The organism is Paraburkholderia tropica, assembly GCF_914484835.1.
GTDB lineage: Bacteria > Pseudomonadota > Gammaproteobacteria > Burkholderiales > Burkholderiaceae > Paraburkholderia > Paraburkholderia tropica_A.
Map to the genome: position 1 here is coordinate 20,246 of NZ_CAJZAR010000108.1, position 13,728 is coordinate 33,973.

11 protein-coding genes are annotated in these 13,728 nt (G+C 65.2%); 6 read left to right on the plus strand and 5 right to left on the minus strand.

What is annotated here, in order from left to right; translation table 11 throughout:
* Positions 1-35: 35 nt before the first annotated feature.
* Complete coding sequence (gene hemB / locus LDO54_RS37980) at positions 36-1,034, minus strand: porphobilinogen synthase (protein WP_224018153.1); 999 nt, start codon at positions 1,032-1,034, stop codon at positions 36-38.
* Positions 1,035-1,472: 438 nt separating this feature from the next.
* Positions 1,473-2,135 (minus strand): ribosome biogenesis GTP-binding protein YihA/YsxC, encoded by a 663-nt coding sequence (gene yihA / locus LDO54_RS37985; protein ID WP_224018155.1) that lies wholly within the window; start codon positions 2,133-2,135, stop codon positions 1,473-1,475.
* Between the two features lie 236 nt (positions 2,136-2,371).
* Between yihA and LDO54_RS37990 the strand changes: the two genes are divergently transcribed.
* The 5 genes from LDO54_RS37990 to msrQ all read left to right on the plus strand — a co-directional run bounded on the left by LDO54_RS37990 (position 2,372) and on the right by msrQ (position 8,636).
* On the plus strand, positions 2,372-3,046 hold the full coding sequence (locus LDO54_RS37990) for a c-type cytochrome (protein ID WP_224018157.1): 675 nt from the start codon (positions 2,372-2,374) through the stop codon (positions 3,044-3,046).
* A gap of 116 nt (positions 3,047-3,162) precedes the next feature.
* Positions 3,163-5,421: a cytochrome c biogenesis protein ResB gene (locus tag LDO54_RS37995; RefSeq protein WP_224018159.1), complete on the plus strand. Its 2,259-nt coding sequence runs from the start codon at positions 3,163-3,165 to the stop codon at positions 5,419-5,421.
* A 74-nt stretch (positions 5,422-5,495) separates the two neighbouring features.
* Positions 5,496-6,716 carry a c-type cytochrome biogenesis protein CcsB gene (gene ccsB / locus LDO54_RS38000; RefSeq protein ID WP_224018161.1) on the plus strand — a complete coding sequence of 407 codons (1,221 nt, stop codon included), beginning with the start codon at positions 5,496-5,498 and terminating at the stop codon, positions 6,714-6,716.
* Between the two features lie 179 nt (positions 6,717-6,895).
* The gene (gene msrP, locus LDO54_RS38005) at positions 6,896-7,906 is read left to right on the plus strand and encodes a protein-methionine-sulfoxide reductase catalytic subunit MsrP (RefSeq protein ID WP_224018163.1); all 1,011 of its coding nucleotides are present in this window, start codon (positions 6,896-6,898) and stop codon (positions 7,904-7,906) included.
* Between the two features lie 7 nt (positions 7,907-7,913).
* Positions 7,914-8,636 (plus strand): protein-methionine-sulfoxide reductase heme-binding subunit MsrQ, encoded by a 723-nt coding sequence (gene msrQ / locus LDO54_RS38010; protein ID WP_224018165.1) that lies wholly within the window; start codon positions 7,914-7,916, stop codon positions 8,634-8,636.
* A 78-nt stretch (positions 8,637-8,714) separates the two neighbouring features.
* On the opposite strand, the gene lysA is transcribed toward msrQ, so the two are convergent.
* Positions 8,715-9,986: a diaminopimelate decarboxylase gene (lysA, locus tag LDO54_RS38015; protein ID WP_224018168.1), complete on the minus strand. Its 1,272-nt coding sequence runs from the start codon at positions 9,984-9,986 to the stop codon at positions 8,715-8,717.
* 23 nt (positions 9,987-10,009) lie between these two features.
* Positions 10,010-10,324, minus strand: coding sequence for an LPS translocon maturation chaperone LptM (lptM, locus tag LDO54_RS38020; protein WP_224018170.1), 315 nt, complete (start codon positions 10,322-10,324; stop codon positions 10,010-10,012).
* A gap of 53 nt (positions 10,325-10,377) precedes the next feature.
* Here lptM and cyaY point away from each other — a divergent pair, with 53 nt between their 5' ends.
* Positions 10,378-10,695 (plus strand): iron donor protein CyaY, encoded by a 318-nt coding sequence (gene cyaY, locus LDO54_RS38025; protein WP_224018172.1) that lies wholly within the window; start codon positions 10,378-10,380, stop codon positions 10,693-10,695.
* Between the two features lie 94 nt (positions 10,696-10,789).
* On the opposite strand, the gene LDO54_RS38030 is transcribed toward cyaY, so the two are convergent.
* A complete protein-coding gene (locus tag LDO54_RS38030) occupies positions 10,790-13,228 on the minus strand; it encodes a penicillin-binding protein 1A (RefSeq protein ID WP_224018174.1) in 2,439 nt (812 codons plus the stop codon).
* Positions 13,229-13,728: the final 500 nt, after the last annotated feature.

Genomic DNA, 13,728 nt, shown 5'->3' on the forward strand with positions numbered 1-13,728 from the left:
GGCTTTTTCGCATCTGAACGCGGTGAGCTCGTCGCTTACTTCTGCGCGCGCAACAGTCGCGCGGCGTCGAGCGCGAAGTACGTCAGGATGCCGTCGGCGCCCGCGCGCTTGAACGCGAGCAGCGATTCCATCATCACCTTGTCGTGATCGAGCCAGCCGTTTTGCGCGGCAGCCTTGAGCATCGCGTATTCGCCGCTCACCTGGTAGACGTAGGTCGGGAAGCGGAACTCGTCCTTCACGCGGCGCACGATATCGAGGTACGGCATGCCCGGCTTGACCATCACCATGTCCGCGCCTTCCTCGATGTCGAGGCGCACTTCGCGCATCGCTTCGTCCGAGTTCGACGGGTCCATCTGGTAGGTCATCTTGTTGCTCTTGCCGAGATTCGATGCCGAACCCACGGCGTCGCGGAACGGACCGTAAAACGCCGACGCGTACTTGGCCGAGTAGGCCATGATCTTCGTGTGGACGTGGTTCTCGCTCTCGAGCATTTCGCGGATCGCGCCGATACGGCCGTCCATCATGTCCGAAGGCGCGACGATGTCGACGCCCGCTTCGGCCTGCGTACGCGCCTGCGCAACGAGGATCTCGATGGTCTGGTCGTTGATGACGTAGCCGTTCTCGTCGAGCACGCCGTCCTGGCCGTGGCTCGTGTACGGATCGAGCGCGACGTCGCAGAGCACGCCCAGATCGGGGAAGCGCTTCTTGAGTTCGCGCACGGCGCGCGGAATCACGCCGTCGGGATTGGTCGCTTCGATGCCGTCGGGCGTCTTGAGCGACGGATCGACAACGGGGAAGAGGGAGAGCACCGGAATGCCCAGCTCGACGCATTGTTCGGCCACACCCATCAGCAGGTCGATCGACACGCGCTCGACGCCGGGCATCGACGGCACGGCTTCGCGCACGTTCTCGCCCGCGATGACGAACACCGGGTAGATCAGATCGTTGGTGGTGAGGAGGTTTTCGCGCATCAGGCGGCGCGAGAAGTCGTCGCGGCGCATGCGGCGCGGACGGTGATGCGGATAGAAGCTCATGTCGGCGGATATCTCGAATCGGGGCGGCGGGCCAAGGCTGAAAACCAGCCGCGGTCGCGCGTGCAATTCATTTGCAATTGCTTGAAATGGAACCGCGCCGTGGGCGCAGGAAACTTTTCAGGACAATGGTATATCATACCGATCGAGCGAGGCGCCTTGCGCCAGACTCCCCGCTTCTCCTCCCTGAGCGGGTGCCTGTCGTTTTTCGATAAGGCTGTTTAGCCCGCCGGCACTTACGGCGGGTTTTTTTATGCACAGTCGAAAACGTGCATTACGCATATTCTGGACGTCGCGCACGGTGTGCCGGGCGGCCTTTATGTGGGCTGCCGCACACTCACGCAGAGAAAAATCGGGATGGACCCGCCGGATGGCGGCGGCGCGCCCCGCGGCGTTGCTGCGCGGGGCCTGCGCCGATACTGCGGAGGAGCCGGGGCCCGCTTACGCGCCGGCTTTGGGGGTGGTGTCGCCGAGGCTGACCTGGGGCACGATCCAGCTTTCGATGACCGCGTGCGCCTCGTCGAGCCCGACACGCTTGAGCGCCGAAAAGAGCTGCGCGCTCAGCTTGCCCTGATAGCCCTGCTGACGGTATTCGTCGAACGCCTTGTTCGTCGTGCGCAGCGCGAGCACGCTTTCCTGACGCGTCAATTTGTCGCATTTTGTCAGGAGTGCGTGGATCGGCTTACCGGTGGGCGCGAACCACTCGATCATGCGGCAGTCCAGTTCGGTCAGCGGACGGCGCGCGTCCATCATCATCACGAGGCCGCTCAGTTGCGCGCGCGTCTGCAGATACACCGAGAGCAGATGCTGCCAGTGCTGCTTGGCCGCTTCCGGCACTTCGGCGTAACCGTAGCCGGGCAAGTCGACCAGATAGCCGGACGGATCGTCGGCGAGACCCACCGAGAAATAGTTGATGTGCTGCGTGCGGCCGGGCGTCTTCGACGCGAAGGCGAGGCGCTTCTGGTTGCACAGCAGATTGATCGCAGTCGATTTGCCCGCATTCGAGCGGCCGGCGAACGCCACTTCCGGCCGCGCCGTGGCGGGCAGGTCGCGTAAATGATTCACCGTCGTGAAGAAACGGGCTTGATGCAGCAGGAAGGCCATCTGTAGGACCACATTATGAAATAACGAGGCGGCTGACCTACCTCGCCCGGAGACGCCCGGGAACGATATGGAGATATCGGGGAGAGGCCCGACTGGCGCGGTTGCGCCTTGCGCGCTATTGTACAATGCGACGGTTTACTGAAGACCCGTGAGGCCGGCGCGGGCTTTTCGAGCGAGATCGGTCGCCGTCGTACATTGCAGAACCTGATTCCCACAAGACGAAACAAGGTGCGCGAATGAATCGACTGTGCAAGTCCCTGAAAGTACTCAATTTTGCGATTGTTACGGTAACGGCAGGTCTTGCAGCAGGGGTGTCGATGATAGCGATGGCGGCGGACCCGGCAACCCCGGCGAAGCCCGACCTCGCGCGGGGGCAGGCGATCGCGGCACAGGTGTGCGCGGCCTGTCACGCGGCCGACGGCAACAGCGCGGGCGGCGCCTATCCGAAGCTCGCCGGCCAGCACGCCGACTATCTCGTCAAGCAGTTGAAGGATTTCAAGCCGCAGCCCGGCGGCAAGCCCCCCGCGCGAAATAATGCGATTATGGCGGGCTTCGCATCGGCGCTGTCCGATCAGGATATGATCAACGTCGCCGCCTGGTTCGCGTCGCAAACGCCCAAGCCCGGCTTCGCCCACGACGCGAAGACCGTGCCGCTGGGACAGAAGATCTGGCGCGCCGGTATCGCCGACAAGGGCGTGCCCGCCTGCGCCGCCTGCCACGGTCCGACCGGGCAGGGCATTCCGATCCAGTATCCGCGCTTGTCGGGACAGTGGTCGGAGTACCTCGTTACGCAGCTCACGGCTTTCCAGCAGGGCACGCGCAACAACAACGAGCCGATGCATACGATCTCGCACCGTCTTTCGGACGACGAGATCAAGGCGGTGGCGGATTACGCGGCCGGCCTGCATTGACCGGTTCGCCGGAGTCGAAGAACAAGAAAAGGGTGTGGGCGCCGCGCGTATGCGGCGGTCCCGCACCCTTTTTTGCTGTAAGCGCGCACGTCGTGCGCACTCGAAGCGGAGTTTGAATGAGCGTCACCACGCAGGGTCTGCAGTTGAATGTCCGCCAGAAGGCGGTGAGAAGCGCCGTCGAACTGCTCAGTTCGATGCGTTTTGCCATCTCGCTGCTGGTCGTGCTGGCCATCGCGAGCATCATCGGCACGGTGCTCACGCAGGACGATCCCTATCCCAACTATGTGAATCAGTTCGGTCCGTTCTGGGCCGACATCTTCCGTTCGCTGAGCCTCTACACGGTCTATAGCGCGTGGTGGTTCATGACCATCCTCGGCTTTCTCGTGGTCTCGATCTCGCTGTGCGTGATCCGCAACGGCCCGAAGATGATCGCCGACATGAAGAGCTGGAAGGACAAGGTGCGCGAAGGCAGCCTGCGCGCCTTCCATCACAAGGGCGAGTTCGCGCTCGACGGCGCCACGCGCGAGCAGACCGCCGCGACGCTCGGCAAGCTGGCGGATCGCCTCGGCTACAAGTTCGTCACGCGCGAGACCGAAGGCGCCACGCTGATCGCGGCCAAGCGCGGCGCGCTCACGAAGATCGGCTATATCTTCGCTCACCTCGCGATCGTGGTGATCTGCATCGGCGGCCTGCTCGACAGCAACCTGCCGATCAAATTCCAGATGTGGCTGTTCGACAAGTCGCCGATCCGCAGCAATGCCGTGATCAACGACATCTCGCCCGAACACCGCCTCTCGACCTCGAATCCGACCTTCCGCGGCTACGCGTGGGTGCCCGAAGGCCAGTTCGTCTCCACGGCCATCCTGAATCAGCCCGACGGCTCGCTCATTCAGGACCTGCCGTTCTCGATCCAGCTCAACAAGTTCATCGTCGATTACTACTCGACCGGCATGCCCAAGCTGTTCGCGAGCGACATCGTCGTGATCGATCACAAGACCGGCCAGCGCATTCCGGCGCGCATCGAGGTGAACGAGCCGTTCACGTACGACGGCGTCTCGATCTATCAGTCGAGCTTCCAGGACGGCGGCTCGCAGATGCAGATGACCGCCTGGCCGATGAGCGGCGCGAGCGCGAAAAGCTTCCCGTTCGGCGGCACGATTGGCAACTCGGCGCCGCTGAAGCTGCCCGCGGGCCAGAGCGTGCCGGGCGTGGACGGCCAGACCATCGAGTTCGCCGATTTCCGCGCCATCAACGTCGAGAACATCTCGAACGGCAGCGGTCAGACCGACGCGCGCGGCGTCGCGCATCAGACGCTCAAGGAAGCGTTCGACGAGCGTCTGGGCTCGGGCGCGAAGAGTTCGAAGCCGCTCGATCTGCATAACGTCGGGCCGTCGGTGCAGTACAAGGTGCGCGACAAGGACGGCCAGGCGCGCGAGTACAACAACTACATGCTGCCCGTCGACGTGAACGGCGAGCGCATGTTCCTCGCCGGCATGCGCGAGAATCCCGACGATCCGTTCCGTTACCTGCGCATTCCCGCCGACAGCGGCGGCACCATGAAGGAATGGATGATGCTGCGCGCCGCTTACGAGGACCCGGCGCTGCGCGCGCAGGCGGCGCATCGCTTTGCCGTGCGCTCGGTTCCCGAAGCGAACCACGAGCTTCAGCAGCATCTCGAAGACAGCGCGTCGCGCGTTCTGACCCTGTTCGCGGGCGCCGACGATTCGACTCAGGGCGCGCCGAAAGCGCAGCAGGGCGGCTTCCAGGCCGTGGCCGCGTTCATCAACAAGTCGGTGCCGAAGGAGCAGCAGGAAAAGGCCGCAGGCCTGTTGCTGCGCATGCTCGAAGGCGCGTCGTGGGACCTCTGGCAGCTCGCGCGCGAGCAGGCCGGCGAGCCCGACCTGAAGCCGGACGCCGACTCGGCGCGCTTCGTTCAGGACTCGATCAATGCGGTGTCTGACAGCTTTCTGTATGGATCGCCCGTCTATCTACAGCTCGATTCATTCAAGCAGGTGCAAGCTTCGGTATTTCAGTTGACGCGCGCACCGGGCAAAAAAGTCGTGTATCTTGGCAGCCTGTTGCTCGTGCTCGGCATCTTCTCGATGTTCTACGTGCGCGAGCGGCGTCTGTGGTTCTGGCTGAAGGACCGGAATGGCGAAGCAGGCGGCGGGCAGGGCGTGAACGTCATCATGGCGATGTCAACCGCGCGCCGTACACTCGACTTCGAGAAGGAATTTGCCCGTACCCGCGAAGCGGTCGCGCGTGCGCTCGGCGCGAAAGCGCAGGCCGCCGATGCTGAAGCCGACGCGGACGCCGAAGCCCACGCCAAGGCGGACCGCCATGCAAACGAAGGCGGGACGGACCGTGCACCTTGATCCTCTCGATCCTTGCGCGCTTTCCACGTTTTGCGCGCGCTTCACGGACATTCACGATCAACACCGGTAAGCCCATGGACTTGACTCAGGTTTCCTCATCCGCAAAAGCCCGCCGCGCCGACCGCGCCGCGGTGCAAACGGCGGCGCACGATTTGCCCGCCGACGACTTCTTCGACGAACGCCCCTTCCTGCGCCGCCTGACGCTGGTCGACTGGCTGTTCGCCCTGGCGATGGTCGCGGGCGCGGGTTTCGCGCTGTCGCGCTACCACGCGCACATGAACTACTACGACAAGCTGGTGATGTGCGGCACGGTGCCGGCGCTCGTCGTGCTCGGCTGGCGCTGGAAGCCGTCGCGCCTGCTGATGGCGGCCATCGCCGTGATGTCGATCGGCGCGATCCAGATCTATCAGGGCGATCTCGCGCGCGCCGACCAGGCCTTCTTCCTCAAGTATCTCCTCTCCAGCCAGTCGGCCATTCTGTGGATGAGCGCGCTGTTCGTGCTCGCCACGCTGTTCTACTGGATCGGCCTGCTCTCGCGCTCGCCCTCGGGCGGCTCGATCGGCTCGAAGCTCACCTGGGCGGCCGTGCTGATGGGCTTCACGGGCCTGATGGTGCGCTGGTACGAGTCCTACCTGATCGGCGCGGACGTCGGCCACATTCCCATCTCGAACCTCTACGAAGTGTTCGTGCTGTTCAGCCTGATCACGGCGCTGTTCTACCTGTATTACGAGAAGCACTACAACACGCGCGCGCTCGGCGCCTTCGTGCTGCTCGTGATCAGCGCGGCCGTGGGCTTCCTGATGTGGTACTCGATCTCGCGCGACGCGCAGCAGATCCAGCCGCTCGTGCCCGCGCTGCAAAGCTGGTGGATGAAGATCCACGTGCCGGCGAACTTCATCGGCTACGGCAGCTTCGCGCTGTCGGCGATGGTCGGCGTGGCCTACATCATGAAGGAGCGCGGCATGCTGGCGGACCGCCTGCCCGCGCTCGAGGTGCTCGACGACGTCATGTACAAGTCGATCGCCGTCGGCTTCGCGTTCTTCACCATCGCCACGATCCTCGGCGCGCTGTGGGCCGCACAGGCATGGGGCGGCTACTGGAGCTGGGACCCGAAGGAAACCTGGGCGCTGATCGTCTGGCTGAACTACGCCGCGTGGCTGCACATGCGCCTCATGAAGGGCCTGCGCGGCGGCGTGGCCGCCTGGTGGGCGCTCACGGGTCTGCTGGTCACGACCTTCGCGTTCCTTGGCGTGAACATGTTCCTCTCGGGCCTGCATAGTTACGGCAAGCTGTAACCGATCTTCGCCGCACAACGAACTAACCGCCGGACGCCACGCGCTCCGGCGGTTTTTTTTCGTCGCATGGGAAGGATTACGCGGCGCGTGCGTTTGCCCGGATACAGGGCTCCGAACGATCCAGCGTGGAGCCGGTCGACACACAGGCAGGGCAGCAGACAGCAGACGAGGGCAACATCATGTGGACGAAGCGCAGCAGCAGGATCATCCTCACCGGCGACGACATCGCCGCAAGCGAGATCACGCCGCAAACGGTGTTCGAACAGCGCCGGCGGATGATGAAGGCGGCGGGCGCGCTGGCGCTCGGCGGCGTGACGGGCGGGCTCGGTCTGTTCGGCGCGCGCGATGCGTTCGCGCAATACGCGCCGGGCGACCCGAAAGCGATCAAGCTGGCCGCGAAGACCAACCCGAAGTTCGTCGCGCTCGACAAGGCCACGCCGTACAAGGACGTGACGACCTATAACAACTTCTACGAGTTCGGCACCGACAAGGGCGATCCGGCCGAGAACGCCCACACGCTGCGCCCGCGCCCGTGGAAGGTGAGCGTGGAAGGCGAGGTGAAGAACGCGAAGGTCTGGGACATCGACGACATCCTCAAGGTCGCGCCGCTCGAGGAGCGCGTGTACCGTCACCGCTGCGTGGAAGGCTGGTCGATGGTGATTCCGTGGATCGGCATCTCGCTGTCCGAGCTGATCAAGCGCGCGCAGCCGACCGGCAACGCGAAGTACGTGCAGTTCATCACGCTCGCCGACCGCTCGCAGATGCCGGGTCTCGCCGAGCCGATCCTCGACTGGCCGTATTCCGAAGGCCTGCGCATGGACGAGGCGATGAATCCGCTGACGCTGCTGACCGTCGGCCTTTACGGGCAGGTGCTGCCGAACCAGAACGGCGCGCCGGTGCGCGTGGTGCTTCCGTGGAAGTACGGCTTCAAGAGCGCGAAGTCGCTCGTGAAGATCCGCTTCGTGGAGAAGCAGCCGCCGACGAGCTGGAACACCTACGCGTCGAACGAGTACGGCTTCTTTTCGAACGTGAATCCGAACGTCGATCACCCGCGCTGGAGTCAGGCGACCGAGCGGCGCATCGGCGAGGACGGTTTTTTCCAGCCCAAGCGCAAGACGCTGATGTACAACGGCTACGGCGATCTGGTGGCGTCGATGTATCAGGGCATGGATCTGCGCAAGAACTTCTGAGCACGCGATGGAGCACAACGTGAATTCGACGACCGACACCGCTGGACGCCGCGTGGGCGGCGGGCCGTCCGTGCGGGCGACGCAAACGGCGAAAGCGCGCGCCGCGAGCGGCCCGCGCTGGCTGCCGTGGGCGAAGGGCGCGGTGTTCGTCGCCGCGCTGTATCCGCTCGCGCGCATCGTGCTGTTCGGCTTCACGGATCGGCTGGGCGCGAACCCGATCGAATTCATCACGCGCTCGACGGGACTCTGGACGCTCGTGTTCCTCTGCATCACGCTCGCCGTCACGCCGCTGCGCCGCCTCACGGGCTGGACCGCGCTGATCCGCTTTCGACGCATGCTGGGCCTCTACGCGTTCTTCTACGCGGCGCTGCACTTCACGACCTACATCTGGTTCGACAAATGGTTCGACGTGGCCGCGATGCTCAAGGACGTCGGCAAACGGCCCTTCATCACGGTCGGTTTCGCGGCCTTCGTGTTGCTGATCCCGCTCGCCGTCACGTCGACGCGCGCGATGGCGCGCAAGCTCGGCCGCCGCTGGCAGACACTGCATCGTCTGATCTACGCGATCGGCGTGCTCGCGATCCTGCATTTCTGGTGGATGAAGGCGGGCAAGCACGATCTCGCGCTGCCCAAGCTCTACGGCGCGATCATGCTCGTGCTGCTGGGCTGGCGGATCGGCGCGTGGCTCGTCGCGCGCTACAAGGCGGGCGGGCCGACACGCGCGACATGAGCGCCGCGGCTTCTCTGCCCGCGCAATGAAAAAAGCGACGCACACGGCGTCGCTTTTTCGTTTCACGCAGTCGGACGATCAGTCCGGCAGCAGATGCTCGCCCGCGAACAGTTGCGGCACCGTTTCGCGTTCGCGCGCGACGTGCGCGCGCGTGCCGTCGACCATGATTTCGGCGGCGCGCGGACGCGTGTTGTAGTTCGAGCTCATCGTGAAGCCATACGCGCCCGCCGAGCGGATCGCCAGCACGTCGCCCGGCGCGATCGCGAGCGTGCGCTCGCGGCCCAGCCAGTCGCCGCTCTCGCACACCGGACCGACGATGTCCCACGTCTTCGTCTCGCCCGCTTGCGGCGCGACCGTCTCGATCGCGTGATACGCCTCGTACATCGCGGGGCGCGCCAGATCGTTCATGGCCGCGTCGACGATCGCGAAGTTCTTCTCCGCGCCCGGCTTGAGGAATTCGACGGTCGTCAGCAGGATGCCCGCGTTGCCGACCAGCGAACGGCCCGGCTCGAACCAGACTTCGCGCGACTTGCCCGTCTTCGCGCCATGCGCCTCGATGCGGTCGAGCACGGTGCGCACGAACGCGCCGATATCCGGCGGCGTTTCGTCGTCGTAGCGGATGCCGAGGCCGCCGCCCACGTCGATATGATGGATCGCGATGCCGTCCGACTCGATCTGGTCGACGAGTTCGAGCACCTTGTCGATCGCGTCGAGATACGGCGCGACTTCGGTGATCTGCGAGCCGATATGGCAGTCGATGCCCACGACCTGCAGATTCGGCATGGCCGCCGCCGCGCGATAGGTGGCGCGCGCGTCTTCGAAGGCGATGCCGAACTTGTTCGACTTCAGGCCCGTGGAGATGTACGGATGCGTCTTGGCGTCGACATCGGGGTTCACGCGCAGCGAGACCGGCGCCTTCTTGCCCAGTTCGCCCGCGACGGCGTTCAGGCGGTCGAGTTCGGGAATCGACTCGACGTTGAAGCACTTCACGCCCGCTTCGAGCGCGAGGCGCATTTCGTCGGCATGCTTGCCCACGCCCGAGAACACCGTGTTCTGCGCCTTGCCGCCGGCGGCCAGCACGCGCGCCAGTTCGCCGCCCGAGACGATGTCGAAGCCCGCGCCTTCACGCGCGAACACGTTGAGCACGGCGAGGTTGCTATTGGCCTTCACGGCCACGTGCACGCTCGCGCGGCGGCCCGCGCAGGCGTCGGCGTAGGCGTGCCACGCGGTGCTGAGCGCCGCGCGCGAGTAGACGTAGAGCGGGGTGCCGTGCTGCGCGGCGAGGTCGGCGGCGGACACGCCTTCGACGAAAAGCGTGCCGTCGACACGATGAAAAGCGGGCTGGGTCATGCGAGCGTCTGGTTGGGTCGGTGCTATTGAGCGGGCGCGGCGGCCGAGGCCGCTTGCGCGCCGCTGGCGGCCGCGGGCGCGGAATTCAGTTCAGGGTCGGTCGACAGCGACAGCGGCGTGCCGGTGGTATCGGGCACCGAGTCGGCCTGCGTGCCCGATGCCGCGTTCGGCGCGTTGTCGTCGGGCTGCGTTTCGAAATTCGGTTTCTGCGGGAGCGGCGGCACCGTGGGCATGTAGAGCGGCCCTTTCTGGCCGCAACCCGCGAGCGACGCGGCGCCGATCGCGAAAGCCGTTAGAATCGCGCCGGACGCCGAGATGCGGGATGCCAGAGCGCGCATCCTGGAATTGACACGCATAATTGTCCCTGAATGATTAACCGGTGGAGTTTAGCATGGCAGATAGTGACTACCTGAGCCGCGCGGAGGCCGTGCTGGCGGCCGTCGAGCGCGGTGTCGACGCGAGCGGGGCCGATATCGAGCTCGAGCGCAGCGGCAACGTTCTGACACTCGAATTCGAGAATCGCTCGAAGATCATCGTGAATCTGCAGCCGCCGATGAAGGAGATCTGGATCGCCGCGAAAGCGGGCGGTTTCCACTACCGTTTCATCGACGAGCAGTGGCTCGACACGCGCACGGGCACCGAGTTTTTCTCGGCGCTCACCGCGTACTCGACGGAGCAGGCGGGCGAGACGGTGACGTTCACGCCGTGAATCTGCGTTGACGCGGTTGTGAAGCTGTAGCGGCCGCATCAAGAAAAACGGGCACCCTCGGGTGCCCGTTTTGCGTTTGCAGCATCGGGATGAATCAGTGCTTGCGGAACAGATTCATGATGTCTTCCTTCTCCTGCGCGTTGACGTGCGCGGGCTCGCTCTCGGCCGAACCTTGCGCGCCCTGTTCGCCGCTCGCCGCCGCGTCGAGCGCCGCCTGGCTGATGCCGACCGTGGAGACGAAGCCGTGGCCCGGCGTGGCGTCGGCGTAATAGAGTTCGTCGCCGAGCGTGACGATGCCGTCGGGCATCGGCATCTTGTACTCGGGCACGCCGTTGAGCGCCTTCTGCATGTAGTCGATCCACACCGGCAGCGAGAGGCCGCCGCCGGTTTCGCGATCGCCGAGGCTGCGCGGATTGTCGTAGCCGATCCACGCGATGGCCGCGAGTGTGTGCTGATAGCCCGCGAACCACGCGTCGCGCGAATCGTTGGTCGTGCCGGTCTTGCCGCCGAGGTCGGTGCGCTTGAGGACGTTCGACTTCGCGCCCGTGCCGCGCTGCGCGACGCTCTGCAGCAGGCTGTTCATGATGTACGCGTTGCGCGGATCGATCGCGCGCGGCGCGTTCTGTTCCGCCACGAGCGGCTGCGCCTGCGCGACCACCATGCCGCGCTGGTCGGTGACTTCGGCGATCAGATACGGATTCACGCGATAGCCGCCGTTCGCGAACACGGCGTAGCCGCCCGCCATCTGCAACGGCGTGACGAGGCCCGCGCCCAGCGCCATCGGCAGATAGGCCGGATGACGCTCGGCGTCGAAACCGAAGTGCGTGATGTACTGCTGCGCGTACTTCGTGCCGATGTGGTTGAGGATGCGGATCGACACGAGGTTCTTCGACTTCATGAGCGCCGTGCGCATGGTCATGGGGCCGTCGAAGCCGCCGCCGTAGTTCTTCGGCTCCCACGCCTGGCCGCCGGTTTCGGCCGCGCTGAAGAACAGCGGCGCGTCGTTGATGACGGTGGCCGGTCCGAGCCCCTTGTCGAGCGACGCCGAATAGATGAACGGCTTGAAGCTCGAACCCGGCTGGCGCCACGCCTGGGTGACGTGGTTGAACTTGTTCTTGTTGAAGTCGAAGCCGCCCACCAGCGCGCGGATCGCGCCGTCCTGCGGCACCACCGAGACGAACGCGCCCTCGATCTGCGGCAACTGCGTGATCGACCATTCGCCCGCGTTGTTACGTGCCACGCGGATGATCGCGCCCGGGCGGATCTTCTGCGAAGGCTGCGCGCGCGCGGAGAGGTTGTACTGCGCGAAGCGCAGGCCGTCGCCGGTGATGCTGGCCGTGTTGCCGTCCATGAAGGTGGCCTGCACTTCCTTCGGGCTCGCCGAGGTGACCACGGCCGCGACGAGTTCGCCGTTGTCGGGGTGCTCGATCAGGGCGTCGTCGATGGCCTGTTCGCGGTCGTCGGCGTCGGCGGGCAGGTCGATGAAGGCTTCCGGGCCGCGATAGCCGTGACGCCGCTCGTAATCCATCAGCCCCTTGCGCAGCGCGCGGTAGGCGACGTCCTGGTCGGCGGAATCGATGGTCGTGACCACGTTCAGACCGCGCGTGTAAGCCTCTTCGTGGTACTGCGCGTACATCATCTGACGCACCATTTCCGCCACGTACTCCGCGTGCACGCTGAATTCCTTGCCCTGGCCCTTCACGACCAGCGGTTGCGCGGCGGCGTCGTCGTACTGCTGCTGGGTGATGTAGTGCAACTCCAGCATGCGCTCCAGGATGTACTCCTGGCGCACCTTCGCGCGCTTTGGATTGACGACCGGGTTATACGCCGACGGCGCCTTCGGCAGCCCGGCGAGCATCGCGCATTCGGCGAGCGTGAGGTCCTTCAGATCCTTGCCGAAGTACACGCGCGCGGCGCTCGCGAAACCGTAGGCGCGCTGCCCCAGATAGATCTGGTTCATGTAGACCTCGAGGATCTGGTCCTTCGAGAGCTTCGACTCGATCTTGTAGGCGAGCAGCATCTCGTAGATCTTGCGCGTGTAGGTCTTCTCGCTCGACAGGAAGAAGTTGCGCGCGACCTGCATGGTGATGGTGCTCGCGCCTTGCGACGCATGGCCGTTCGTCAGCGCGACGATGCCCGCGCGCGCGATGCCCGTGAGGTCGACGCCGCCGTGTTCGTAGAAGCGCGAGTCTTCGATCGCCAGAATCGCTTTCTTCAGATTGTCCGGCACGTCCCGGAAATGGACGACATCGCGCCGCTCCTCGCCGAATTCGCCGATCAGCACGTGGTCGCGCGTGTAGATGCGCAGCGGCACTTTCGGCCGGTAGTCGGTGAGCGCGTCGAGCGACGGCAGATTCGGCGTGGCGACGATCAGCGCGTAGCCGAGCACGAGCGCGACGCACGCGGCGCCGCCCGCGATCAGCACGACGAAGCCGATCAGCAGCTTGGCCCACCAGGGCCGCTTGCGCCTGGTCGGGGCGGGCGGCTCCGGCGGCGTGGACGGAGCGGACGAAGGAGGCTGGGCGTCTTGCATACGGTTACCGAAAAAACAGTCCCGCGATTATAGCCGTGCGTTCCGCGCGCTTTCGGAAAGCTTACGCGGCGCTTGAGGCGGGTCGTGTGGGTTCGTTCCCGGCGCGCGGCACGCGTGCGGGACGGTGCCAGGAGAGCACCGGCACGGCACCAACGCAGCACCAACGCAGCGGGACAGATGACTCACTCTAGCCGCGTCTCGTGGCGCGGAGAAGCATCCAGGTCGGATTCGACGCGAGATTGGCCGTTTGGCCGAGTGTTCGCGCGATCGGACCCTTCGCACAATCCCAGCAAGGCGCCACGAACGGTTCGCGGCGCAACGCACACGGGAGGAATGCGATGAGCTTGCTCAATCCGCTGTTGTTGAATGCGCGCCGCTTTGGGGCGGGCGTGGACGTGAGCGCGCGCGGCATCACGCTGGTCGTGCTCAGTGAGCGGCTGTTCGGCGGCGGGCCGCTGCGCATCGAGTGGCTGGCGCACGCGCCGCTCGCGCGCGAGACG

Bases quoted from the DNA above. Each gene is read 5' to 3' on its own strand.
- hemB (WP_224018153.1), bottom strand. From the start codon at position 1,034: ATGAGCTTCTATCCGCATCACCGTCCGCGCCGCATGCGCCGCGACGAC.
- yihA (WP_224018155.1), bottom strand. From the start codon at position 2,135: ATGGCCTTCCTGCTGCATCAAGCCCGTTTCTTCACGACGGTGAATCAT.
- LDO54_RS37990 (WP_224018157.1), top strand. From the start codon at position 2,372: ATGAATCGACTGTGCAAGTCCCTGAAAGTACTCAATTTTGCGATTGTT.
- LDO54_RS37995 (WP_224018159.1), top strand. From the start codon at position 3,163: ATGAGCGTCACCACGCAGGGTCTGCAGTTGAATGTCCGCCAGAAGGCG.
- ccsB (WP_224018161.1), top strand. From the start codon at position 5,496: ATGGACTTGACTCAGGTTTCCTCATCCGCAAAAGCCCGCCGCGCCGAC.
- msrP (WP_224018163.1), top strand. From the start codon at position 6,896: ATGTGGACGAAGCGCAGCAGCAGGATCATCCTCACCGGCGACGACATC.
- msrQ (WP_224018165.1), top strand. From the start codon at position 7,914: ATGGAGCACAACGTGAATTCGACGACCGACACCGCTGGACGCCGCGTG.
- lysA (WP_224018168.1), bottom strand. From the start codon at position 9,986: ATGACCCAGCCCGCTTTTCATCGTGTCGACGGCACGCTTTTCGTCGAA.
- lptM (WP_224018170.1), bottom strand. From the start codon at position 10,324: ATGCGCGCTCTGGCATCCCGCATCTCGGCGTCCGGCGCGATTCTAACG.
- cyaY (WP_224018172.1), top strand. From the start codon at position 10,378: ATGGCAGATAGTGACTACCTGAGCCGCGCGGAGGCCGTGCTGGCGGCC.
- LDO54_RS38030 (WP_224018174.1), bottom strand. From the start codon at position 13,228: ATGCAAGACGCCCAGCCTCCTTCGTCCGCTCCGTCCACGCCGCCGGAG.